23 protein-coding genes are annotated in these 23117 nt (G+C 57.2%); 6 read left to right on the forward strand and 17 right to left on the reverse strand.

The genetic code is table 11. The annotated features are described in order from the left end of the window. Positions 1-74 precede the first annotated feature (74 nt). The 7 genes from ACYQ6M_RS14420 to dusB form a co-directional block, all read right to left on the reverse strand. Positions 75-938, reverse strand: a complete 864-nt coding sequence (locus ACYQ6M_RS14420; RefSeq protein ID WP_022998588.1) for a D-amino-acid transaminase — start codon at positions 936-938, stop codon at positions 75-77. A 103-nt stretch (positions 939-1041) separates the two neighbouring features. Then, positions 1042-2418 (reverse strand): Trk system potassium transporter TrkA, encoded by a 1377-nt coding sequence (trkA, locus tag ACYQ6M_RS14425; RefSeq protein WP_022998587.1) that lies wholly within the window; start codon positions 2416-2418, stop codon positions 1042-1044. Positions 2419-2468: 50 nt separating this feature from the next. Then, on the reverse strand, positions 2469-3836 hold the full coding sequence (gene ntrX / locus ACYQ6M_RS14430; RefSeq protein WP_022998586.1) for a nitrogen assimilation response regulator NtrX: 1368 nt from the start codon (positions 3834-3836) through the stop codon (positions 2469-2471). After that, a complete protein-coding gene (locus ACYQ6M_RS14435) occupies positions 3826-6090 on the reverse strand; it encodes a sensor histidine kinase NtrY-like (RefSeq protein WP_168693011.1) in 2265 nt (754 codons plus the stop codon). The genes ntrX and ACYQ6M_RS14435 overlap by 11 nt, the downstream gene beginning before the upstream one ends. 385 nt (positions 6091-6475) lie before the next feature. Then, positions 6476-7915 carry a nitrogen regulation protein NR(I) gene (gene ntrC / locus ACYQ6M_RS14440; protein WP_022998584.1) on the reverse strand — a complete coding sequence of 480 codons (1440 nt, stop codon included), beginning with the start codon at positions 7913-7915 and terminating at the stop codon, positions 6476-6478. 2 nt (positions 7916-7917) lie between these two features. Next, entirely contained in the window at positions 7918-9057 is a 1140-nt protein-coding gene (locus tag ACYQ6M_RS14445; protein WP_035909465.1) for a two-component system sensor histidine kinase NtrB, read from the reverse strand. Positions 9058-9065: 8 nt separating this feature from the next. Next, on the reverse strand, positions 9066-10070 hold the full coding sequence (gene dusB / locus ACYQ6M_RS14450; protein WP_460074432.1) for a tRNA dihydrouridine synthase DusB: 1005 nt from the start codon (positions 10068-10070) through the stop codon (positions 9066-9068). A 170-nt stretch (positions 10071-10240) separates the two neighbouring features. On the opposite strand from dusB, the gene ACYQ6M_RS14455 reads away from it, so the two are divergent. The 5 genes from ACYQ6M_RS14455 to ACYQ6M_RS14475 all read left to right on the forward strand — a co-directional run bounded on the left by ACYQ6M_RS14455 (position 10241) and on the right by ACYQ6M_RS14475 (position 13763). Further along, entirely contained in the window at positions 10241-11494 is a 1254-nt protein-coding gene (locus tag ACYQ6M_RS14455; protein WP_460074433.1) for a bifunctional 2-C-methyl-D-erythritol 4-phosphate cytidylyltransferase/2-C-methyl-D-erythritol 2,4-cyclodiphosphate synthase, read from the forward strand. 6 nt (positions 11495-11500) lie between these two features. Further along, on the forward strand, positions 11501-12010 hold the full coding sequence (locus ACYQ6M_RS14460; RefSeq protein ID WP_075283178.1) for a CinA family protein: 510 nt from the start codon (positions 11501-11503) through the stop codon (positions 12008-12010). 329 nt (positions 12011-12339) lie between these two features. Continuing rightward, on the forward strand, positions 12340-12582 hold the full coding sequence (locus tag ACYQ6M_RS14465) for a hypothetical protein (RefSeq protein WP_460074434.1): 243 nt from the start codon (positions 12340-12342) through the stop codon (positions 12580-12582). Between the two features lie 171 nt (positions 12583-12753). Then, entirely contained in the window at positions 12754-13230 is a 477-nt protein-coding gene (locus tag ACYQ6M_RS14470) for a hypothetical protein (RefSeq protein WP_022998578.1), read from the forward strand. Positions 13231-13328: 98 nt separating this feature from the next. Beyond that, positions 13329-13763 (forward strand): hypothetical protein, encoded by a 435-nt coding sequence (locus ACYQ6M_RS14475; RefSeq protein ID WP_022998577.1) that lies wholly within the window; start codon positions 13329-13331, stop codon positions 13761-13763. An 18-nt stretch (positions 13764-13781) separates the two neighbouring features. Here ACYQ6M_RS14475 and ACYQ6M_RS14480 read toward each other — a convergent pair whose 3' ends face one another. The 10 genes from ACYQ6M_RS14480 to ACYQ6M_RS14525 all read right to left on the reverse strand — a co-directional run bounded on the left by ACYQ6M_RS14480 (position 13782) and on the right by ACYQ6M_RS14525 (position 22251). Beyond that, positions 13782-14234 (reverse strand): type II toxin-antitoxin system RatA family toxin, encoded by a 453-nt coding sequence (locus ACYQ6M_RS14480; RefSeq protein ID WP_023014591.1) that lies wholly within the window; start codon positions 14232-14234, stop codon positions 13782-13784. Between the two features lie 29 nt (positions 14235-14263). Then, positions 14264-15238: a lipoyl synthase gene (gene lipA / locus ACYQ6M_RS14485; RefSeq protein WP_022998575.1), complete on the reverse strand. Its 975-nt coding sequence runs from the start codon at positions 15236-15238 to the stop codon at positions 14264-14266. Positions 15239-15294: 56 nt separating this feature from the next. Then, positions 15295-15735, reverse strand: a complete 441-nt coding sequence (locus ACYQ6M_RS14490) for an acyl-CoA thioesterase (RefSeq protein WP_022998574.1) — start codon at positions 15733-15735, stop codon at positions 15295-15297. Next, positions 15732-15971 (reverse strand): GlsB/YeaQ/YmgE family stress response membrane protein, encoded by a 240-nt coding sequence (locus ACYQ6M_RS14495; RefSeq protein WP_022998573.1) that lies wholly within the window; start codon positions 15969-15971, stop codon positions 15732-15734. Before ACYQ6M_RS14495 ends, ACYQ6M_RS14490 begins: the two co-directional genes overlap by 4 nt. Before the next feature lie 32 nt (positions 15972-16003). Continuing rightward, complete coding sequence (locus ACYQ6M_RS14500) at positions 16004-16252, reverse strand: GlsB/YeaQ/YmgE family stress response membrane protein (RefSeq protein ID WP_022998572.1); 249 nt, start codon at positions 16250-16252, stop codon at positions 16004-16006. Between the two features lie 181 nt (positions 16253-16433). Next, positions 16434-17882 (reverse strand): dihydrolipoyl dehydrogenase, encoded by a 1449-nt coding sequence (gene lpdA, locus ACYQ6M_RS14505; RefSeq protein WP_367021989.1) that lies wholly within the window; start codon positions 17880-17882, stop codon positions 16434-16436. A gap of 72 nt (positions 17883-17954) precedes the next feature. Beyond that, complete coding sequence (locus ACYQ6M_RS14510; protein ID WP_075283173.1) at positions 17955-19304, reverse strand: pyruvate dehydrogenase complex dihydrolipoamide acetyltransferase; 1350 nt, start codon at positions 19302-19304, stop codon at positions 17955-17957. 16 nt (positions 19305-19320) lie between these two features. Beyond that, complete coding sequence (locus ACYQ6M_RS14515) at positions 19321-20718, reverse strand: pyruvate dehydrogenase complex E1 component subunit beta (RefSeq protein ID WP_022998569.1); 1398 nt, start codon at positions 20716-20718, stop codon at positions 19321-19323. 14 nt (positions 20719-20732) lie between these two features. Beyond that, the gene (gene pdhA / locus ACYQ6M_RS14520; protein WP_022998568.1) at positions 20733-21782 is read right to left on the reverse strand and encodes a pyruvate dehydrogenase (acetyl-transferring) E1 component subunit alpha; all 1050 of its coding nucleotides are present in this window, start codon (positions 21780-21782) and stop codon (positions 20733-20735) included. A gap of 175 nt (positions 21783-21957) precedes the next feature. After that, complete coding sequence (locus tag ACYQ6M_RS14525) at positions 21958-22251, reverse strand: FtsB family cell division protein (RefSeq protein WP_022998567.1); 294 nt, start codon at positions 22249-22251, stop codon at positions 21958-21960. A gap of 201 nt (positions 22252-22452) precedes the next feature. Here ACYQ6M_RS14525 and ACYQ6M_RS14530 point away from each other — a divergent pair, with 201 nt between their 5' ends. After that, positions 22453-23079 carry a protein-L-isoaspartate(D-aspartate) O-methyltransferase gene (locus tag ACYQ6M_RS14530; RefSeq protein WP_460074638.1) on the forward strand — a complete coding sequence of 209 codons (627 nt, stop codon included), beginning with the start codon at positions 22453-22455 and terminating at the stop codon, positions 23077-23079. The last annotated feature ends 38 nt before the right edge of the window (positions 23080-23117 follow it).

The raw sequence follows: 23117 nt of genomic DNA on the forward strand, positions 1-23117 counted from the left end.
ATAGCCCACCAGTCAAGACCGTCTGCCTCGGTCTAAAATAGTTTCGTACTTTCGACCCAATAAGGCCAATCGAATCATACCGCCTGCAAATCAGTAGCAGTATGGAACAATTCGCGCAATCGGGTTGCCACCGATCCAGGATGACCGTTTCCGATAATCCTGCCGTCCAAACGTGTCACAGGCATCACGACAGTCGTCGCTGCCGTGACGAATGCTTCCTTCGCATCGAAAGCTTCCTCAAGGCTAAACGGTCTTTCCTCAAACGTCAGCCCTTCCTTTTGGACGAGATCGAGTACCACGGCGCGTGTGATACCGCGCAGGATCCCGCTCTCGGCCGGCCGGGTGACCAAAACGCCTTCCTTGGTAACGATCCAGGCGTTGGTCGATCCGCCTTCGGTGACATTGCCGTCGGCATCCACATACCAGGCTTCCTTGCCGCCCTGTTCCTTGGCGTTCTGTTTCGCCAGCACGTTCGGCAAAAGCGCAACGGTCTTGATATCAACGCGCGGCCAACGGTTTTCCGGATAACTGAACACCGAGATACCCTGTTCGGCCTGTGCCTTGGCAGCAGTCGGGCTGGACGAACGGGCGGTCACAACGATCGACGGCGCAACGTGCGCCGGCGGGAAGAAGTGATCGCGCTTGGAAACACCGCGCGTCACCTGGATATAAACCAGTCCGTTGCGAACCAGATTCCGACGGACGACCTGATGTAGCACGAATTCCACGGCGTTGCGGGCCATTGGCCAGTCTATGCGCAGCTCACTCAAGGACCGGCCAAGGCGGTCCAGATGGCGCGGAACGTCGACGATCTTGCCCTGCCAGACTTCACAGACTTCATAAACGCCATCGGCAAACTGATAACCGCGGTCTTCAACATGCACCGCAGCATCGGCATGACGCACATACTGGCCGTTGACATAGGCAATCCGGCTCATGGTTCCTCCAGAACAGGACGGTTCGAAACGAACCGATTGGTATTTTTGAAAGTTTTGACCTTTCGGTCAGACAAAAGCAAGGCCAGAAAGAAGCCACTCAGCCTTAAAAGAAGTCAAGGCTGACGCGGAACATCTGTTCTACCTGGCGCACGCGGTTCGCAACCGCGAAGATCACGATACGGTCTTGTGCCTGAATCTGCAGGTCACCATTAGGCGTAAGCACCTCGCCGCCGCGGAAAACCGCACCAATGCGGATACCGGACGGCAGATCGATAACCCTAAGCGGCTTGCCGACCAGCGGCGACGTATCCAGCGCTTCCGCCTCGACAATTTCCGCAGCCCCGTTCTGAAGCGAATGAACGCCCCGGATACGACCACGTCGGACGTGTTGGAGAATGCGAGAGATGGTTACGGCGCGCGGGTTGATAAACGCATCAATCCCCAGCGCGTTGGCAAAAGCCGGGTAACTCGGATTGTTCAACAGCGACAAGGAGCGTTTGCAGCCAAGCTTCTTCGCCATGACGGAAGACAGAATGTTGACTTCATCCTCGTTGGTGAGAGCCACCATGGTATCGGCATCGCCGGCATCGGCTTCATTCAGGATCGTCTGATCCAGCGCGCTGCCGTGCAGGATGACCGATCGCTTCAACTCATCGGCAACAGCCATCGCCCGCTCACGGGAAGCTTCGATAAGCTTGATCTTTGTTCCGGACTGACGCTGTTCAAGTGCCTTGGCGACATACAGCCCGATGTTGCCACCACCGCAAATCACGACACGGGCCGCTTCCGGTTCCTCGTGTCCGAAAATGCTCAGCGTTCTGCGAACCTGGTCGCGGCGGGCAACCACATAGGCAAGATCACCCGTCAGAATGGAATCGCTGCTCTTGGGGACAAACAGCCTGTTGTTGCGATAAAGGCCGACGACAACGGCCCCAAGGTCCGGGAAGAGTTCGGTAAGCTGGCGCAAGGGAGTGTCCACCACCGGGCAGTCCTCCTCGCACATGATCCCGACGACAACAACCTGGTCGTCGGCAAACCGGACAGTCTCGACAGCGCCTGGAAGCGCCAGACGGCGCAGTACCATCTCGCCAACTTCGATTTCTGGCGAGATGATCACGTCGATCGGCATGTGGTCGCGCGAAAACAGATTACGCCAGCGCCCCTGCAAATAGGATTGCGCCCGGATACGGGCGACCTTTGTGGGAACGTTAAAGAGCGAATGCGCCACCTGACAGGCCACCATGTTGACCTCGTCATAAAGCGTGACGGCAACAATCATGTCGGCCTCTTCGGCCCCGGCCTGTGCAAGAACGTCCGGATGCGCGCCATGGCCGACAAAGCCACGCACGTCCAGTTGATCACCAATGGCGTTGATCAGTTGCGGAGAAGAATCGATCACGGACACGTCGTTCTGTTCCGCAGCCAGACGCTCGGCAATGCCGTAGCCCACCTGCCCCGCGCCGCAAATCACGATTTTCATGGAAAGATCCCTTTCCCGCCTTGCCGTTACCTATCGCTTCCCGAAGTGCCTCAGGTCATGCCCAGGGTTTTCAGCTTCCGGTGAAGCGCAGACCGTTCCATACCGACAAATTCGGCAGTCCGCGAGATGTTCCCGTCAAATCTCTTGATTTGAGCTTGAAGATATTCACGCTCGAAGATCTCTCGGGCCTCCCGCAGTGGTACGGACATCAGGTGTTCCCCTGTACCTGACGTGGGCAGGCTCGGCAGAGTTTCGCCGATTTCCGCTGGCAGCAGGTCCGCAGTGATGGTGCTGTCCGGGTCGCCGCGACTCAGAATCATCAGACGTTCGACGTTGTTGCGTAGCTGACGCACGTTGCCCGGCCAGTCATGCGTTTGCAGAACCGCCATGGCGTCATCACCGATAGGCCTTTGCGGAATGCCCGAAGCACCGGAAATCTGGTGCATGAAGTGATGCACCAATACCGGAATATCCTCACGCCGCTCGGCAAGGCCGGGCACACGCAGGGGAACCACGCTCAGACGGTGGTAGAGATCCTGCCGGAACAGTCCCGACGCAATGTGTTCCTCGAGATTTTTCGATGTCGAGGACAGGATACGAATGTCGACCTGAACCTTCTGAGTGCCGCCAACACGGGCGAAGCTCTGCTCAACGAGAACCCGCAGGATTTTACCCTGGGTTTCGGCAGGCATATCGGCGACTTCGTCGAGGTAAAGCGTACCGCCGTGCGCTTCTTCGAGCGCACCAATCTTGCGCAGATTGCCGTTCTCATCCTCGATGCCGAAAAGTTCTTCTTCCATCCGCGACGGCGTGATGGTTGCAGCATTCAGCACGACGAACGGACTTTTGGCACGCGGCGACATGTCGTGGATCATCCGAGCAGCACGCTCCTTGCCCGCACCGGAAGGACCGACGATCAGGATGCGACTGTTCGTTCCCGCAATCTTCTGGATGGTTTGCCGAAGGTTGTGAGCTGCCGAGGAGTTGCCAATGATTTCGCTGGTTTCGCCGCTGCGCTGCTTCAGATCGCGGATTTCACGTTTCAGGCTGGAAGCTTCCAGGGCGCGCTCGACGATATGAACCAGCCGGTCTGCTTTGAACGGCTTTTCGATGTAATCGTAGGCCCCGCGCTTGATGGCAGAGACCGCTGTTTCAATGTTGCCGTGACCGGAGATGATCACGACCGGCATTTCAGGATCCGTTTCACGGAAGATATCGAGCAGAGCCAGGCCGTCGAGGCGGCTTCCCATCAACCAGATATCCAAAATGACAAGCGAAGGCTTGCGCTCCTTCACTGCGGCCAGGGCGCTGTCTGAATCGTGCGCGGTCCGCGTTCCATAACCGTCATCATCCAGGATGCCGGCAATCATTTCGCGAATATCGGTTTCGTCGTCTACGACAAGAATATCATGCGCCATGGGCAGTCACAGTCTGGTTTTGCAGGTCGGTCTCCGGCTCGATCTCGGCATGTGCTGCCAATGTCAGTCGAACGAGCGTGCCCGTGTCCTCAGGGTTGGTTTTGGGGGCGTCGAGCAATTCGATGCCACCGCCGTGGTCTTCCAGGATCTTGCGGACGATGGCAAGGCCAAGGCCCGTCCCCTTCTCCCGGGTTGTCATATAGGGTTCCAAAAGCCGGCTGCGATTTTCTTCCGGCAGCCCGATGCCATTGTCGATGACATCAATCACGATCCGGCCGCTGCCGTCTTCCAGTTCACCGCGCAAATGCACGGTCACCTTGCCTTTGGGCAAATCGTCTCCAATGCGCGCACTCACCGCCTCCGCAGCATTCTTGACCACATTGGTCAGAGCCTGGCCAACGAGACGCGCGTCAAAGACAGCCGTCACCGGACTGGACGGAACATCCGCGGTAACACTGATTTCCGGATTTGCCACCGACTGCATGAACGCCGCATCGCGCACCGCCTCGCGCAGATCTCCAGATGTCTTCGTTGGCTTGCGCATACGGGCGAAGGACGAGAACTCGTCCACCATCTGACCGATATCGCCCACCTGCCGAACAATGGTGTCGATGCATTGATCGAAGACTTCCCGGTCCTCCTCGATGCGTTTGCCGTAGCGGCGGCGTATGCGTTCTGCCGAGAGCTGGATCGGTGTCAGCGGATTCTTGATCTCATGCGCGATGCGCCGGGCAACATCCGCCCAGGCCGAATTGCGCTGTGCCGAAACCAGATCTGTAATGTCATCCAGCGTCACCACAAAACCATGTTCGCGCCGGGTAGACTGCTCCCTCGTTATACGCACGTTGATCGTACGCAGGCGTCCGCCCCGCGTGATCTCGATCTGCGTTTCCGGAACCCTGTCACTGTCATTCTTCAAGACATCGGAAATGCAGTCGTTCAGCTCAGGAACCACCTCGATCAGAGACTTGTTCAGGATCTGCACTTCATCCAGCTGCAGCAATTCCAGGGCGGAGCGGTTGATCAGCATGATCGAGGCTTCATCGTCAACGCCAATGACGCCGGTGGACACTCCGGAAAGAACGGCTTCGTTGAAGCGGCGGCGGCGGTCGATCTGCTCGTTCGCCGCCAGAAGCGCATCACGCTGCCCGAGAAGCTGACCGGTCATCTTGTTGAAGGTTTCGCCCAGGTTGGCGAGGTCACCACCGGATTTCTCGGTCGGAACCTTGACGACGAGATTGCCTTTGGACACCTCGTCGGCTGCCGAAATCAACGTTCGGATCGGCGAAACAAGTCGATTGGCAAACCCGAAACCTATCCAGATCGCCGACAAGAGCAACACCAGCGCAACGCCGAGATAGACCAGAGCAAAGGCCACCTGGACGCCAAAGCGGCTATTCTCCATCTGCTGGTATTGCGAAGCACCCGTCTCGGCAAGACGCAGATATTCGACAACGCGCGGATCTATGGCGCGAACGGCATAAAGATAGAAATTGTCATAGGCGGACAATTTCATGACACCGCCGACCAGGTTGGAACTTCCCGGTGCGATCAGGATCGGATCCCCGGATTTTGCTTTGAAGAAGCTGTCGGCAGGCGGCAGCGGCACTTCCGCGTTGGGATCTATGACGACGCGGGTGACCACCTCGCCGTTTTCGTTCAGGATAAAGGCTGCGAGGATACCGCGAAGGGAAACCTGCGTTGCAAAGAACTGATCGAAACGGGTCGGCTCGAATTCATAAACCGCCTTTGCCCGGTCGATATCGTTGGTCATGGCGATCAGGTCGCCGCGCAGAACCCTGGCGTGTTCCTGAAGATAGGCCTGAGCAACGGTCAGGGCGTTGTCGATAATCTGACGCGTCCGGTCCTCGAACCAGCGATCAAGGCCGCGGTCCAATGTAATCGCCGCCAGAATCGCCATGAGAACGGCCGGTACAGCAGCAACCACACTGAACAGAGCCACGACCCTCACGTGAAGGCGAGCAGCAGCCCGTCCACGCCGCCGCGCTTGCCACAACTTCAGGATCTCGAAGGCGATGACACCCACGAGAATTGCCGCGAGCGCACCATTTATGGTCATTGCGACCATGATGACTTCCCGCGTGGGATCGATGGACGTCAGCCCCATCAGGATAACGAAGGTGACACCGATGGAAACGAGGGCAAGCAGGATGATCGCAAGACCCACACGCCGCCAGAATTTGCCTGCGGCGCTGGATTGAGCGACGGGTTCTTGTACTGCTTCCAGTATCATTCGGTCTCTTTTGATTTCAGCTCGCCAAACGCGGACTGTCTTGATGTATTTGCGGCAAACTTATCACACAATGTTGCGAAATTGCGACAGACCAGAAGAGGCGCAGAAAATTTGCGGTGGACAGGTGATCACTTTATCGCACACTGCTGAATTCGTTATTCTTTTTTGCAGCATTCACAAAATGACTGCCCCGTCTGTAATTGGAATTTTCCTTCAGATGACCCAATGAAACCAGGCTTATATTGAGGGCGAAATTATCTCCTCGTGGTTTCCCACCCCGTGAATCACAAGACCACTCGTCACGACAACCTGCAACTGGAACAAAAAAAAAACGGCCAGACCTTTCGGCCTGACCGCATCAATTTGCCGCCCTGTCCTGAAAAGACTATCGGGTAGACCGCATCACCTGGATGTCGAGATCCCGGATCTTCTTGCGCAGTGTGTTCCGGTTGACACCGAGAAGCTCTGCCGCCTTGATCTGGTTACCACGCGTCGCCGCCAATGCTGCGCTGATCAGAGGGTACTCCACCTCCCTCAGGATGCGGTGATAGAGGCCGGGAGGCGGCAAGGCATCGCCGAACGTGTCGAAATAGCCGGATAGATAACGCTCGACCGATCCACCGAGATTGACGGTCTCCTGGGATTCCTCTTCCATCGGCGAGACCGAAGGCTGACTCAACTCCTGCTCCAGCAGATTTTCGCTGATCACGTCCTGCGGATACAACGCAGCCAAACGACGAACGAGGTTCTCCAGTTCGCGCACGTTTCCAGGCCAGCGATACCGGCGCAGAAGATTGAGCGCTCCCTGGTCGATCTGCTTTGCCGGCAGCCCCTCTTTTTCAACGAGCGTAAAGAAGTGCCTCACCAGATCCGGAATGTCCTCGACGCGCTCGCGCAACGGCGGCAGGCGGATCGGAACCACATTCAGACGGAAATAAAGGTCTTCGCGGAAAAGGCCCTGGTTGATCAGGTGCCGCAGGTCCTTGTTGGTGGCTGCAATGATCCTGACGTCCGTCTTGATCGGGGTGCGACCACCGACAGTGGTGTATTCGCCCTGCTGCAAGACGCGCAGCAACCTGGTTTGAGCTTCCATCGGCATGTCGCCGATTTCGTCCAGAAACAATGTGCCGCCATCTGCCTGTTCAAACCGGCCGGAGCTGCGGTTCTGTGCTCCGGTAAAGGCACCCTTCTCGTGACCGAACAACTCGGCTTCGATGAGGTCTCGTGGAATGGCCGCCATGTTGATGGCAACAAACGGTCCGTTACGCCGCTTGCCGTAATCATGAAGCGCCCTTGCGACAAGTTCCTTGCCGGTACCGGATTCGCCGTTGATCATCACCGTCAGGTCGGTCTGCATCAGCCGTGCAAGAACCCGGTAGATCTCCTGCATGGCGGGAGACCGCCCCACAAGTGGCATGCCCTCGCCCGCATCATCAAGATCGACAGCCGGCCGCTTCTTCGGCTCTTCCAGTGCGCGCTGAACAATACTGGTCAGCTCCTTCAGGTCGAACGGCTTGGGCAGATATTCATACGCCCCCTTCTCCGAAGCCTTGATGGCCGTCATGAAGGTGTTCTGTGCGCTCATGACCAGAACCGGCAACTCCGGCCGCATCTTTTTCATGCGTGGCAGCACGTCGAAGATATTTTCGTCCGGCATGACCACGTCGGTGATCACAAGATCGCCATCGCCGGATGAGACCCATCTCCAGAGCGTTGAGGCGTTGGAAGTCAGCCGCACCGTATAACCTGCCCTGGACAGGGCCTGGTTGAGAACTGTGCGGATGGCTGCGTCGTCGTCTGCAACTAAAATCGTGCCCGTCGGCATGGTTACTCGGTTCCTCTGCTGGTCCGGTCGGACGAAGCTGTGCTGTCACCCGTGAACGCGGGCATCAGAATGCGGAAAACTGTCTTCTGGCGTTGGCTGTCACATTCGATGACACCGCCGTGGTCACCAATGATCTTGGCAACGAGTGCCAGACCAAGGCCTGAGCCATTGGTCTTAGTCGTGATAAACGGCTCAAACAGATGCGGAAGAAGGTCTTCCGGAACGCCCGGTCCATTGTCCTGAACACAGAACTCCAGCGGCAGGCTGACCTTTTCGTCGGTACCGGGAACAGACAGCCGCACACCGGGCCGAAACGCCGTCGAAACGCGAATTTCACCATCGGGATCATCGCCAATCGCTTCGCTGGCATTCTTGATCAGGTTCAGGAAAACCTGAATCAGCTGATCCTTGTTGGCATAAACCGGAGGCAACGACGGATCATAAATCTCCACAATCCGTTTGCCGCGGGCAAAGCCGGAATCCGACAAGCGCTTCACGTGGTCCAGAACCACGTGAATATTGACCGGCTCTCTTTCGATCGGCCGTTCGTCCGAAAATACTTCCATCCGGTCGACCAGTTTCACGATCCTGTCGGTCTCATCCATGATCAGACGTGTCAGCGCCCGGTCTTCGGCTGGCACCGACTGCTCTATAAGCTGGGCCGCGCCACGAATTCCTGACAGCGGGTTCTTGATCTCGTGCGCCAACATGGCGGCAAGTCCCGTCACGGTGCGGGCGGCTCCACGGGACGTCAGCTGCCGGTCGATCTTTTCCGCCATGGTGCGTTCCTGGAACATCAACACCACAGCCCCCGGCCGCTCCGATACAGGTGCAGCGTTGATATCGACCACCTTCGGCGCCCCGATACGCGGAGAACCGATGTCGACCTTGTATTCGTTGACCGGCGCGCTGCGTTCGCGCACCTGCTCGATCAGGGTCAGCAAGGGGCTCCCGAAAGGAACAAAGTCACTGATTGGATGGCGACGAAGCACCGATACACTGGACCGCATGAAAATTTCCGCGGCCATGTTGGCAGACTCGATCACGCCGTCCGGCGCAACCAAAAGCACCGGGTGTGGCAAGGCATCCAGTATAGTCGGCCCGTCACTGGCAAGCGCGGCCGTACGGCCTGTCTGAGACATGATGTCCTTCAAGCTGCTGTCCGTTTGTTCGAGGAAGAAAGCCAGTCGCTTGCGAGGCGGATAACCTCCGACGGCTGATTGGAAGTCATAAGGGTCTTGCGGACAGATCCAGGGATGTCGGCCGCGCCAGCAGACGTTGTCTCGTCCAGATACCAACCGAGATGCTTGCGCGCGATGCGAACACCCTGCCGCTCACCGTAGTGGCTGAGGATGGCCTCGTAGTGCTCCGCCACTAACTCCGCCAACTCTGTTCCCGTTGGTGCGTTGAGCTGTTCGCCACTTGCCAGAAAATGTCCGATGTGGCCCGGCAACCAGGGACGTCCATATGCACCCCGGCCAATCATCACGCCGTCAGCGCCGGAAAGCTCAAGCATACGCAAGGCATCTTCAGCACTCTTGCAATCCCCATTGGCAATCAGGGGAACCGAAATAGCTTCCTTGACAGCTGCTATCGCACACCAATCGGCCTTGCCCTTGTAGAACTGGCATCGGGTGCGCCCGTGAACGGTGATGAGTTGCACCCCGGCCGCTTCCGCACGGCGGGCCAGCTCCGGTGCATTCAGGTTCTTGTCATCCCAACCAAGGCGCATCTTCAAAGTGACGGGCACATCGACCGCTGCCACCGTTGCATCAACCAGCGTCAGGGCATGGTCGAGATCCCGCATCAGTGCGGAACCGGAGTATCCGGATGTCACCTTTTTTGCGGGACAGCCCATGTTGATATCGATTACATCGGCACCAAGACCAGCGATAACCTTGGCGGCCTCCCCCATCCAGCGGGCTTCACGCCCTGCAAGCTGAACGACATGAAGCCCCTTGTCCTGAGCCTCCGCACGCATTTGCGTTTCGGCGTCGCCTTTGACGAAGGATTCGCTCGCAACCATTTCGCTGACGACCATGCCGGCGCCGTATCTGGCAGCCAGCCGGCGGAAAGGGAGATCGGTCACACCGGACATCGGCGCGAGCACGGCCGGGTTTGCGAGTTGATACCGGCCAATCGTGAGTGTTTTCATAGACGGCGACACAGCGTCTCTTTTCTGCTTATTGACTGTGCAGATTCATAATTGCCTATATTGTAGACAAGTTTCGCAATGCAACAAGTCAAAATTTGCGGTCCGAACAGGTTCCTAGGTAAAGACGGTTCAAAGCTGACGGTTTGATGCAGAGCACGAGGAGCCCGTTAATGACAAAAACCGCTGCCGCCCTTGTCGTTGCCGCAGGGCGTGGCACCCGTCTTGCGGGCTCCGACAATGCGTTACCCAAGCAATACAGGCCATTGGCTGGCCGTCCTGTGCTGAGCCATACACTGGATGCTCTCGGGAATCACCCCCGGATCAACCGTCTCGTAACCGTCATTCACCCTGACGACGTGAACCATTTCTCTGAAGCAGCAAGAGCGGCCTCCACTGAAACAGCGTCCAAGATCGGACCGGCAGTCTACGGTGGTGCCACCAGGCAGCAATCGGTCCTGGCAGGATTGAAGGCTCTCGCACTCGAAGGATTTGATTACGTCTTGATCCATGACGCTGCACGGCCGTTCCTCCCATCTGCCGTGATAGACAGATTGCTTGAGCAACTGCAGGCAGGGAACGAAGGCGTTCTCGCCGCGCTGCCCGTGGCCGACACGTTAAAAAGAGCAGATCAATCGGGTCGTTCGCTGGAAACCGTTGACAGAACCGGGCTCTGGGCAGCGCAGACGCCACAGGCCTTTCCCTTGCAGCGCATACTCAGGGCGCATGAAAAGGCGGTAGCAGCGGGAAAACTCGATTTTACTGACGACACCGGCCTTGCGGAATGGGACGGGATGACCATTGTCCTGACGGAGGGCGACCCCGCTGCATTCAAGATCACAACTGCCGCCGACCTCCGTCGTGCAGAACAACAGGCCGAGTTACAACTGATGTCGACTACCCCCGCCTCACCGTTGCCGCTTTCAGAACTTGCCGATGTTAGAACCGGGATCGGATACGACGTCCACGCCTTTGAAGATGGCGATGCCGTCATTTTGGGCGGAGTAGCCATTCCCCACTCCAGCAAGCTGAAAGGTCACTCAGACGCGGATGTGGTGCTGCACGCTATAACGGACGCTACGCTTGGTGCCATTGGCGATGGCGATATCGGCCAGCATTTCCCTCCAAGCGACCCGCAGTGGAAAGGCGCCTCTTCTGACCAGTTTCAATTGGACGCCATGCGCCGCCTGTTTGAACGCGGCGGAAGACTGGCGCATGTCGACGTCACCATCGTGTGCGAGGAACCGAAGATCGGGCCCCACCGCGAGGCAATTCGCTCTTCGATTGCCAGGATTTGCGCCGTGCCTGTTTCGAGGATCTCGGTCAAGGCGACGACATCCGAGCGCCTGGGTTTTACAGGCCGCAAGGAAGGTATCGCGGCCCTGGCCAGTGTGACTGTGCGTCTTCCTTTTCAGGACGAGGACTAGAAATCCATGACCGAGACATCTCCGAACAACCTGGAAGAGCTTGCACCTCTGTCAATTGCTGTGCTGGACGGGCTCATTGCCGCCAAGAAAATGGTAGCGACGGCAGAATCTTGCACCGGAGGCCTGATTTGCGGTGCGCTTACGGAGATCGCGGGATCTTCGGCCGCCGTGGACCGGGGGTTTGTGACCTACTCCAATGAAGCAAAGAACGAAATGCTGGGCGTTCCGAAAGACCTTATCGAAAAGCATGGGGCCGTCAGCAAGGAAGTCGCGATAGCCATGGCAGAAGGAGCGCTCGCCAGATCCAATGCGGATGTAGCAGTCTCTGTAACGGGTATCGCTGGGCCAGGTGGCGGAAGTCCTCAAAAACCGGTTGGCACTGTCCATATTGCCGTTGCGGCAAAGGATCGCCCGACGGATCATCTCCATTGCTGGTTTGCAGACAACGGCCGGCAATCAATCCGGCTTGCCACCGTCAGAACTGCCCTCACATCGATTTTAAATGCAATTTCCTGAGTAAATGCTCATTAACGCTCATGGGAGTTCGCGCTGGGCTTCCGCATGGTCATATGTATATTCCAGACAACTTGACCTCAACGTAACTCAAGATCAGAACCTTTATGATTAAACCAGCGACCATTCTGGCTGCATTTTTGTGCGCAGGCTCCACCGCTTTTGCAGGTGCCATACCTCAGCCTGGCGACTTTTACCTGATTTCACGCGATCGCAGCGGACACTTTGTGGGCAGTCACAAGCTGTTCACGGAAAACGCCCGCGGATTGAAAAAGGTCTCTTATTGCCAGCGTAGCTATTTTGTACGCAGCCATTCGGTCGCCTGGACGCAAGTGGAAACCGAACGCGGCAACAAAGTTCAGGTGGAATTCAATTTTGGCCGTGGCTGGCGTCCGATCTGCGGCAATCCCGAGCGACAGGTCAGTCTTGAGGACATCGGCGTCACAATGAGTGCGCACGATCTTCTGGCCGCTCCAGATGAGACTTCGGCCCCACAAAGCAGGCTTTCCGCGATCGGCGCAATGTTCCAGAGCAATAGCGCCGAAGAAGGCCACAGCACGTATCACACACGCTAAAAGCCGGCCGCTTCTGGACAGTTATTCGATATTTCGTCAACAAAATCAGTGCTTTTAAAGTTTTAATCAAACTCATTTCCCTTACGAAATCACTTTTACAAACACTTGCCGTATGGTCACCGTAAGCAGGAACCAACTCGCGAAATGATTTCGCGGTAAAGGGAACGGGATATGTTAATCCAACGTGCGCTTCTTGCAGGAAGTGCCCTCGCCCTTGCGTGCGCCAATGCGCAGGCCGGCAACAACACGCCGAAACCGGGTGACACCTACATTATTTCGCGCGACGGTAATCAGCTGTTCCGCGGCTCCCACCGCATCTATGACCGAATGGCGGACGGGCTGGTGGAAGTTCAGTATTGTGGCAGATCCTACTTTGTACGCTATGCGACAGTCGCCTGGACGCAGCTCGAAGTGCAGCAGGATTACAAGGTTCGGGTGGAGTTCAATCGGGGCAAAGGCTGGCGGCCGATATGCGATCATCCTGAAGAACAAGTGACGCTTGAAGACCTCGGCGTACAGGATGATCCGAGACTTGTCGTTCAAAATGACGGGTCGTCAGTAAAGCGGGTAAACCGTTTTGCAGTCATTCGCGAAGCGTTCAAAACAACGGACGGCGACAACGCTGCCAAGTCATATCACGGCAACTAAAAAAGCCGGCACCGGGCTGGTAAGGCTCGGGTAAGCTGGTCAGCTTAGACTTTCAACAGGAACAGGTGACATAAACGCGCAGAAAAAAGGACCCTGACATGAAACGCGCCCTCGCGTTCTTCGCTGCTTTGACGGCCGCTGGCACTACCTTTGCCGGCGTAGCTCACGCTCAGAGCGACTTTTATATCAGGTCCCAGTATTCCAACGGTACGTTCACCGGATTTCATGAAATTCTGACAAAACCGAAAGAGGGCTACTACCAGGCCCAATATTGCGACCGCACTTTCTGGGTGTCCTCGAACACCGTTATCTGGACGGAAGAAGAAGCTGCTGCCGGAAGAAACCTCGTGGTCGAAGAGAATGTCGGCTCCAGCCGCACGCCCGTCTGTACCGATTATACATCCTTCGCAACGCTCGAAAGTCTCGGGTTGAAGAAGAAGGAAATCGAGCAGATCCGTCGCCAGGCAGAGCCCCTCGACATGCAGTCGAGCCGTATCCGCATCATTCGCGACGCCTTCAAGCAGTTCAAGTAGGCCCAAAAGTCAGCTTAATCAGGTCCCGTAAACCTGGTCCGCGCGAGCTTCGAAGGCGCTTGAAAACTTTCGGAAGGCCTTTTCGAACATAACGCCCATGAGAGAGCCGAGCGTCCGACTGCGGAATTCGTAGGAAATATAGAAACCGACGTTGCAGCTGCCCTCGCCTGCATCCTCGAAAGTCCATTTGTTTTCCAGGTGCTTGAACGGGCCATCCAGGTACTCAACCAGAATCGTCCTGTCCTGCGGGCGCAGTTCAACGCGGCTGGTGAAAGTTTCCTTGAACAGCTTGTAGGCAACCGTCATGTCGGCCACCAGTACCGTCCGTCCACCATCCAGCTCCTTGCGACCGCGCACGTGAAGATCCTGGCACAACGGCACGAATTCGGGATACCGCTCTACGTCGGCAACAAGGCGGAACATCTCGTCCGCCTTGTGGTTGACTTTGTGGTCGGATGAAAAACTGGGCATACGGTGTCCAGTGTCCTGTTGCTTTGGCGTTAGTGGCCGAGCTTTGCTTTGCGCGCGGCGCGAAGATCCGCGAAATCTTCACCAGCGTGGTGAGACGACCTCGTCAACGGGCTTGCCGACACCTTCAGGAAACCTTTGGCGTAAGCAATACGCTCATAGCCTTTGAACTCTTCCGGCGTCACGAAGGAAACGACCGGATGGTGCTTCTTGGAAGGTTGCAGATACTGGCCGACCGTCAGGAAATCGACATCGGCCGCCCGGAGGTCGTCCATCAGCTGCAGCACTTCGTTGCGCACTTCCCCCAACCCGACCATGATCCCGGACTTGGTGAACATTTCCGGATCAAGTTCCTTGACCTTCTGAAGAAGGCGGATCGAATGGAAATAGCGCGCGCCGGGTCGAACGGTCAGATATTTCGACGGCACTGTCTCAAGGTTGTGATTGAAGACATCGGGCTTCGCCGCCACGACAATCTCCAGAGCACCGTCCTTACGCAGGAAATCAGGCGTCAGAACCTCGATCGTGGTCGATGGCGCGGTCTTGCGAATGGCATTGATCACATCTGCGAAATGCTGTGCACCGCCATCGTCCAGATCGTCCCGGTCGACGGAGGTAATCACCACGTGCTCGAGCCCCATTGCGGCAACGGCATCCGCAACACCCTGAGCTTCCTTCGGGTCGACTGGCCCTGGCATGCCCGTGCGCACGTTGCAGAAGGCGCAGGCACGTGTACAGGTATCACCAAGGATCATGAAGCTGGCATGCTTCTTTGACCAGCATTCACCGATGTTCGGGCATCCCGCCTCTTCGCAAACCGTAACGAGATTGTTCTCGCGCACGACATTCTGCGTTTCGCGGTAGACCGGCGATGTCGGCGCCTTGACACGGATCCAGTGCGGCTTGCGCTGTATCGGATTGTCCGGACGGTGAGCCTTTTCCGGGTGGCGCGGGCGCGCTTCGGATTGTTGCTGCGGGCGATTGAGCGTGTCGACGATCGTAACCATGGGCCTTAAGTGTCGTTATTCCGGTGAAAGGTCAAGACGGATTAGCGTTGAGCCAGCTATGTGCTTAGCGCAGGACCGGTCAGTTCCTGAAGCCGCTCGCGTGCACGTTCCGACAGCGGTTGAGACTTTCGCGTGCTCTCGCTCATCTGGACGATGACGGTCACCGCCTGCGCAACCGGCTTTCCATCCTGAAAAACCTTCTGGAACAGCTTGAACGAACTGCGACCAACGTCAAGCACGGCTGTGCCGATCTCCACTTCGCCCGGCCAGTTGACTTCCGCCAGGAAATCCAGCTCCAGCCGCGCGATCACAAAAGCTGCGCCTAGGTCAGCCAGCGCTTCATTGTAGAGCAATTCAACACGGCCGGTTTCCAGAAAAGTGGCGAACACGGCATTGTTGACGTGTCCCTGCCGGTCCGTATCACCATAACGAAGCTTGTCGCCTGTCCTGAGAACAAAAGCCTCCAGGCTCTCGAATTCGTCCGGATTTGTGCTCACTTGAACATTTTCTTCCAGATGAACAGGAACAGGATAGAGCCCAGAACCGCGATAATCAGACGATCGAGAATACCACCTGTCACATGCAGGTTGAGCAGCGATGCGAGTTCACCGCCAACCAGCGCTCCGACAAGGCCGACAACGAGGCTGCCAAGAAAACCTCCGCGACTGTTCAGCACCCGGTGAGCAACGGCGCCCGCAATGAGGCCGATGATGATTGTGATGATCCACCCCATCGCGGACTCCTATTTCCAGAAATTTCAATTCGTCAGGCGATCAGTCGCGCAAGCAGCACAACGACAATTGCTCCAACGGCCGCCACGACAATTTCATTGACGTAGGCATTGCCCAGATTGACGTTGATACCTGCGAGCTTGAACAGGAAACCACCAACAAACGCGCCAATGAGACCGCTGACGAGGTAACGGATCAGACCACCGCCGCCAACGACGACGCTTGCAAGCCAACCGGCTATAATGCCGATTGCAACCCAGATCAAAATTGCTTTTACATCCATGACTGACGGCTCCTTTCAGCCTTTTCTCAGACGGTTTCACGTTACCCGTTTCAGAAAAAGCGTCCAGCGTTGATGTCCTGATCAACCTTCAGGCCTGCGCATTTCTTTCACTGCTTGCAGATCCAGAGTACGGCAAATGGAGAGCGGCCTCGGCGCAGTTTTGCGCCGAGACCAAAAGGGATCAGGCGTTGAGCACCTTGCCGTAGGCGTCCAGCACAGCTTCCTTCATCATTTCCGACAAGGTCGGATGCGGGAAGATCGTGTGCATCAGCTCTTCTTCGGTAGTCTCGAGGTTCATCGCGACGACAAAGCCCTGGATGAGTTCGGTCACTTCTGCGCCGCACATATGCGCACCGAGAAGCTCGCCGGACTTCTTGTCAAAGATAACCTTGATCATGCCGTTGTCTTCGCCAAGCGCGATGGCCTTGCCGTTGGCGTTGAACATGTACCGGCCAACGCGGATGTCGCGGCCCTGTTCCTTCGCCTTTGCTTCGGTCAGCCCAACAGAGGCAACCTGCGGGTTACAGTAGGTGCAGCCCGGAATCTTGCGATGATCCATCCCGTGAACGCCAGGCACACCTGCAATCTTCTCGATACAAATCACGCCTTCATGCTCAGCCTTGTGGGCAAGCATTGGCGGACCGGCGACATCGCCAATGGCATAGAGGCCGGGCACATTGGTGCGCCCATACTCATCAATGACCACACAGCCTCGGTCGGTTTTAACGCCGAGCGCTTCCAGACCGATATTCTCGATGTTGCCCTGAACGCCGACAGCGGAAATCAGGTGATCAGCCTTAATCTGGCTGACCTTGCCATCTTTGGTCTCCACGTGGGCAGTAATCGAATCTGCCGCCTTGTCGACCTTGGTCACCTTTGCTTCGGTTATGATCTTCAGGCCGCGCTTCTCCAGAGCCTTGCGCGCGAATTTCGAGATTTCCTCGTCCTCGACCGGCATCACGTTGGCCATCAGCTCGACAACCGTTACGTCGACGCCCATGGATCGATAGAAAGACGCGAATTCGATCCCGATCGCACCTGACCCCATGACCACCAGCGACTTTGGCATCTTGGCCGGTTTCATGGCCTCGAAATAAGTCCAGATAAGCTTGCCGTCCGGTTCAATGCCAGGCAAAGAACGCGGGCGCGCACCAGTTGCCACGATGATATGTTTGGCGGTGTAGGTGCCTTCACCCTTCACGCCTTTCGGAACCGGATTCTGCGGCTCGACAACAGGTTTGGAAGATTTTCCGACCTTGACTTCGCCCGGTTTGGTGAGCTTGGCCTCACCCCAGATCACGTCGATCTTGTTCTTCTTCATGAGGAAACCGACGCCACCGTTCAGTCGGGCGGAAACGCCGCGCGAGCGCGCAACGACATCCTTGACGTCCGCCTTCATGGAGCCTTCCAGCGTCAACCCGAAACTCTTGGCATGGTTGGCGTGGTCCAGGATCTCTGCAGAACGCAGGAGGGCCTTCGTCGGAATGCAACCCCAGTTGAGGCAAATGCCACCAAGGTGTTCGCGTTCAACGATCGCAGTCTTGAAGCCCAGCTGGGCAGAACGAATAGCGGTCACGTAACCACCCGGCCCTGAGCCGATAATGATCACGTCGTAATTGGTATCAGCCATGGTGTATTTCCCCGGCGAATGAAGTCATCGATTGAAAACGGCGCGGCGTTGCCGCCGCGCCGGAGATGAGGCTTAAACAAGCATGCTCATCGGGTTTTCGATGTAGCCCTTGAACGCGGCAAGAAGCTCGGCGCCAAGCGCACCGTCCACGCAGCGGTGGTCGGTCGAAAGCGTCACGCTCATCACCGTGGCAACAGCCAGTTCGCCGTTCTTGACGACAGGGCGTTTTTCGCCGGCGCCGACAGCCAGAATGGTCGCATGCGGCGGGTTGACGACGGCCGAGAAGTTCTTCACGCCCATCATGCCCATGTTGGAGACCGCGGTGGTACCACCCTGGTACTCTTCGGGCTTCAGCTTCCGTTCTTTCGCGCGCTTGCCGTAATCCTTCATCTCGTTGGAAATGACGGAAAGAGGCTTTTCTTCCGCCCGGCGGATGATCGGCGTGATCAGGCCTCCCGGGATGGAAACGGCGACACCGACGTCGGCATGCTTGTGCATGACCATGTTATCGTCGGTCCACGATACGTTCGCATCAGGAACATCGCGCAGAGCCAGAGCCAGAGCCTTGATGGTCATGTCGTTGACCGAAAGCTTGTAGGCCGGCTTGCCTTCCTTGTCCTTGGCGGCAGCATCGTTGAGCTGTGCCCGAAGAGCCAGAAGAGCGTCGAGTTCACAGTCCACGGACACATAGAAGTGCGGAATGGTCTGCTTGGACTCGGTGAGACGCTTGGCAATGGTCTTGCGCATGCCGTCATGCGGCACGAGTTCGTAGCTGTCCTTGTCGAACAGTTTCAGAACCTGATCCGCGGACGGACCGGTTGCCATGGCCGGTGCCGCGGCAGCTTTCGGCGCTTCCGCAGCAGCGGCGGCGGGCGCTGCCTTGCCTGTACCTGCAGCAAGAGCAGCCTCAATGTCGCGCTTGACGATGCGGCCATGCGGACCGGAACCGGAAAGTGCTTTCAGGTCGAGACCGTTGAGCTGAGCCAGACGGCGAGCCAGCGGCGACGAAAAGATGCGGTTACCGTCAGCAGCTTTGGGAGCCGGAACCGGATCCGTTGCCGCCTTTGCCCCGACCTCGATCGCCGGCGAGCTTTCCGGCACAGCCGGAGCCTTGTCGCCTCCCGATGAAGAAGCAGGTGCCGCCGATCCACCGGAGGTGTCGATGGAACTGGCATCTTCACCGTCTTCCAGAAGTACGGCGATCAGTTCGTTGACCTTCACACCTGAGGTTCCCGCAGGCACTACAATCTTGCCGACGGTGCCTTCGTCAACCGCTTCCACTTCCATGGTCGCCTTGTCGGTTTCAATCTCGGCGATTACATCACCGGCCGAAACCTGATCGCCTTCCTTGACCAGCCATTTGGCCAGGTTGCCCTCCTCCATGGTCGGAGAAAGGGCCGGCATGGTAATATTGATTGGCATGTCCGTCTCCCTGGCCTCAGGCGGTGTAGGTTACGGCTTTGACCGCATCGATGACTTCACCAACGTTCGGCAGAGCCAGCTTTTCCAGGTTTGCAGCGTAAGGCATGGGAACGTCCTTGCCGGTCACGCGCAGGATCGGTGCGTCGAGATAGTCGAACGCCTTTTCCTGAACCTGGTAGGCGATTTCCGATGAAACGGAGCACATCGGGAAGGCTTCTTCGATTGTCACGATCCGACCTGTCTTGCGGACGGACGCCAGCACGGTGTCGATATCCAGCGGACGAATGGTGCGCAGGTTGATGACCTCGGCCGAGATCCCCATTCCGGCCAGCTCTTCAGCCGCCTTGATGGTGTAGGTCATGCCGATGCCCCAGGAAACCAGCGTCACGTCCGTTCCGCCGCGTTCCACCTTCGCCTTGCCGATCGGCAGAACGAAATCGTCCATGTCCGGGACTTCGAAGGAATGACCGTAAAGGATTTCGTTTTCCAGGAAGATGACCGGGTTCGGGTCGCGAATTGCTGCCTTCAGAAGGCCTTTTGCATCCGCAGCCGAATACGGCTGGACCACCTTCAGGCCCGGCACGTGGGCGTACCAGGAAGCGTAATCCTGTGAATGCTGGGCACCGACTCGCGCCGCGGCACCGTTTGGTCCACGGAAGACAATCGGGGCACCCATCTGACCGCCGGACATGTACAACGTCTTGGCGGCGGAGTTGATGATCTGGTCAATCGCCTGCATGGCGAAGTTGAAGGTCATGAACTCGACGATCGGCTTCAGACCGGCCATCGCTGCCCCGACGCCAAGACCGGCAAAGCCGTGCTCGGTGATCGGCGTATCGATGACACGCTTGGCGGAAAATTCGTCCAGCAGGCCCTGGGTGATCTTGTAGGCGCCCTGATACTCCGCGACTTCCTCACCCATGATGAAGACGTCCGGATCACGGCGCATTTCCTCGGCCATCGCATCCCGCAAAGCTTCGCGAACGGTGGAGGACTTCATTGCCGTACCGGCCGGGATTTCCGGATCGTCAGCAGTTTCAGGCGCAGGAGCAGCAGGCGTCGGAGCAGAGGCGACAGCTGGTGCGCTCGAAGCTTCTGCAGCCGCAGGGGCTTCAGGGGCCGCAGCGGCGGCTGGCGCGGAAGCTGCAGCGTCGATGGCACTGGCGTCTTCGCCCTCGGCCAGCAGAACCGCAATCTTCGCGTTCACCTTGACGTTGTCGGTTCCTTCGGCAACCAGGATTTTTCCCAGCGTGCCTTCATCAACCGCTTCCACTTCCATAGTGGCCTTGTCGGTCTCGATTTCGGCGATCACATCGCCTGCAGAGATGGTGTCGCCCTCGGCCTTCAGCCACTTGGCGAGCTTGCCCTCTTCCATAGTCGGCGAAAGCGCCGGCATCAAAATGTCAATCGGCATGTTGTCCCCCGGCCTTAGAGCAGAATGTCGGTGTAGAGTTCAGACACATCCGGTTCCGGATCCGTCTGTGCAAATTCGGCAGCTTCCGCGACCCTGGCCCGCACATCCTTGTCGATGGCCTTGAGGTCGTCTTCGGATGCCCAACCCTTGTCCATGAGGCGCGCACGCACCTGTTCGATCGGGTCATGTTCGGTCCGCATCTTCTGGACTTCGTCCTTGGAGCGGTATTTCGCCGGATCCGACATGGAGTGGCCGCGGTAGCGGTAGGTGATCATTTCAAGAATGAACGGCCCCTTGCCTTCACGGCACCATTCCAGAGCTTCAGCGGAGGCTGCCTTGACTGCGCGCACATCCATACCGTCGACCTGCTTGCCCGGAATTCCGAAGGAAGCACCGCGTTGGGAAAGATCTGTGGTGGCGGAGGCGCGGGCAACGCTGGTGCCCATGCCGTACTTGTTGTTCTCGATCACGTAAACGACCGGAAGCTTCCACAGCTCGGCCATGTTGAAGCTCTCGTAGACCTGACCCTGGTTGGACGCACCGTCACCAAAGAAGGCCATCGCCACGTTGCCGTTTTCACGGTATTTGTTCGCGAACCCGAGGCCGGTGCCAAGCGACACCTGCGCACCGACGATGCCATGGCCGCCATAGAAATGCTTCTCCTTGGAGAACATGTGCATGGAGCCGCCCTTGCCTTTCGACAAGCCACCGCGACGACCGGTCAGTTCCGCCATCACGCCTTTCGGATCGAGATCCATTGCCAGCATGTGGCCATGATCCCGGTAACCGGTGATCATCTGATCGCCGTCTTTCTTGGCCATCTGCATACCGACGACGACAGCTTCCTGTCCGATATACAAATGACAAAACCCGCCGATGAGGCCCATGCCGTACAGTTGCCCGGCTTTTTCCTCAAAACGTCGGATCAGAAGCATTTCGCGGTAAGCGTGAAGTTCTTCGTCCTTATCGAACTCGGCGATCGCAGGCTGCGCCTTCTTGGCGGAGCTGCGTGTCCGGCTGGTGCTCTTGGAGCTAGCGGAAGTGGTCTTTGATGCTGTGGCCATAACCCTCATCTCGGCGTGACGTTTCCCCTAAGATAGGTAGGAGCAACTTATCCGGTTGGGTCTGTCAATCCAATCCACGCATCTCGCACTGCAACAACAGTATCAAGGTATTGTTGATACTACAGAATTTTATATTTAACCAGATTATTGTTAATGCAGCAAAATCAACTGAAATTCAGTTCATGCTGTAACGGTGGCCCGGCCTGAGAACTACCAGCTCGTCAGGATGCACCAGGTTGAGATTAAGCCTTGCGCGCTCATCGAGCATATCAGGATCGAGGCTCTCCGGCCGAAGCAGACTAACCCTTGAGACGAGCTCCTGACGCTGGGCGGTCAAGACAGCCAATTCACCTTCAAGTTCGGAAACCTGACGCTCGATCATTGCTCGGCCAACCATACCGAGCTCACCGCTCATCGCATGGAAGCCAAAATAACCAAGCGCAGCAATGGCGATTGCAGGCGTGATCAATCGACGGAGAAATGACTGTTTTCGCTGACGGGTAGCTGCTCGGGGCACTCTTTGGACCTTAACGCTGATACACTGGCCTCTTGGTTCTCTCACTATGCGGATTTAGGTTTAATAGAGTCTTGAGACAGCCAATCAAATGCACGGTAAATTTGTGTCCGGCGAGAGCAGCCCATGGATCAGTGGACGACCGCACGCGAAGAAATGGTTGAGCAGCAACTGCGCAGGCGCGGCATTAGCGACAAACGGGTTCTGGCCGCCATGGCCAGTGTGCCGCGCCATATCTTTGTTCCGGAGAGCGAGGTAAACCGAGCCTACTGGGATGGGCCTTTGTCCATCGGATATGGCCAGACAATATCCCAGCCCTATGTTGTTGCTCTCACTTGCGAACTGCTTGAAATCAGCGAAAACGCGAAGGTTTTGGAGATCGGAGCAGGTTCTGGTTACGCAGCTGCTGTGCTTGGAAATCTCGCTCACAAAGTCATTTCGATCGATCGACTTCAGGAGCTCGTCAACCTTTCCAGGGAAAATCTGGAACAGGCAGGTTGCAGGAACGTCGAGGTTATTTGCGCCGACGGAACACTTGGCTGTCCGGCGGAAGCCCCTTTAGATGCCATCGCAGTTGCGGCGGGAGCGCCGGCTGTCCCCGATTCTCTCAAAAAGCAACTCAAGGTAGGCGGTCGACTGGTGATTCCGGTTGGCAGGTCAAAGCGGCAGCAAGATCTCATCCGGATCGAAAGGCTTTCCGAAACCGAGTTCAAAACAGACAATCTCGGTGCTGTCGCCTACGTACCTCTGGTGGGCGCCGAAGGATGGACGGATGCGGGCTGAGGCCTGTCGGGTGTCAACCGCCAACATCAGGTATCCCG

The organism is Roseibium sp. ROS1 (genome assembly GCF_054658215.1).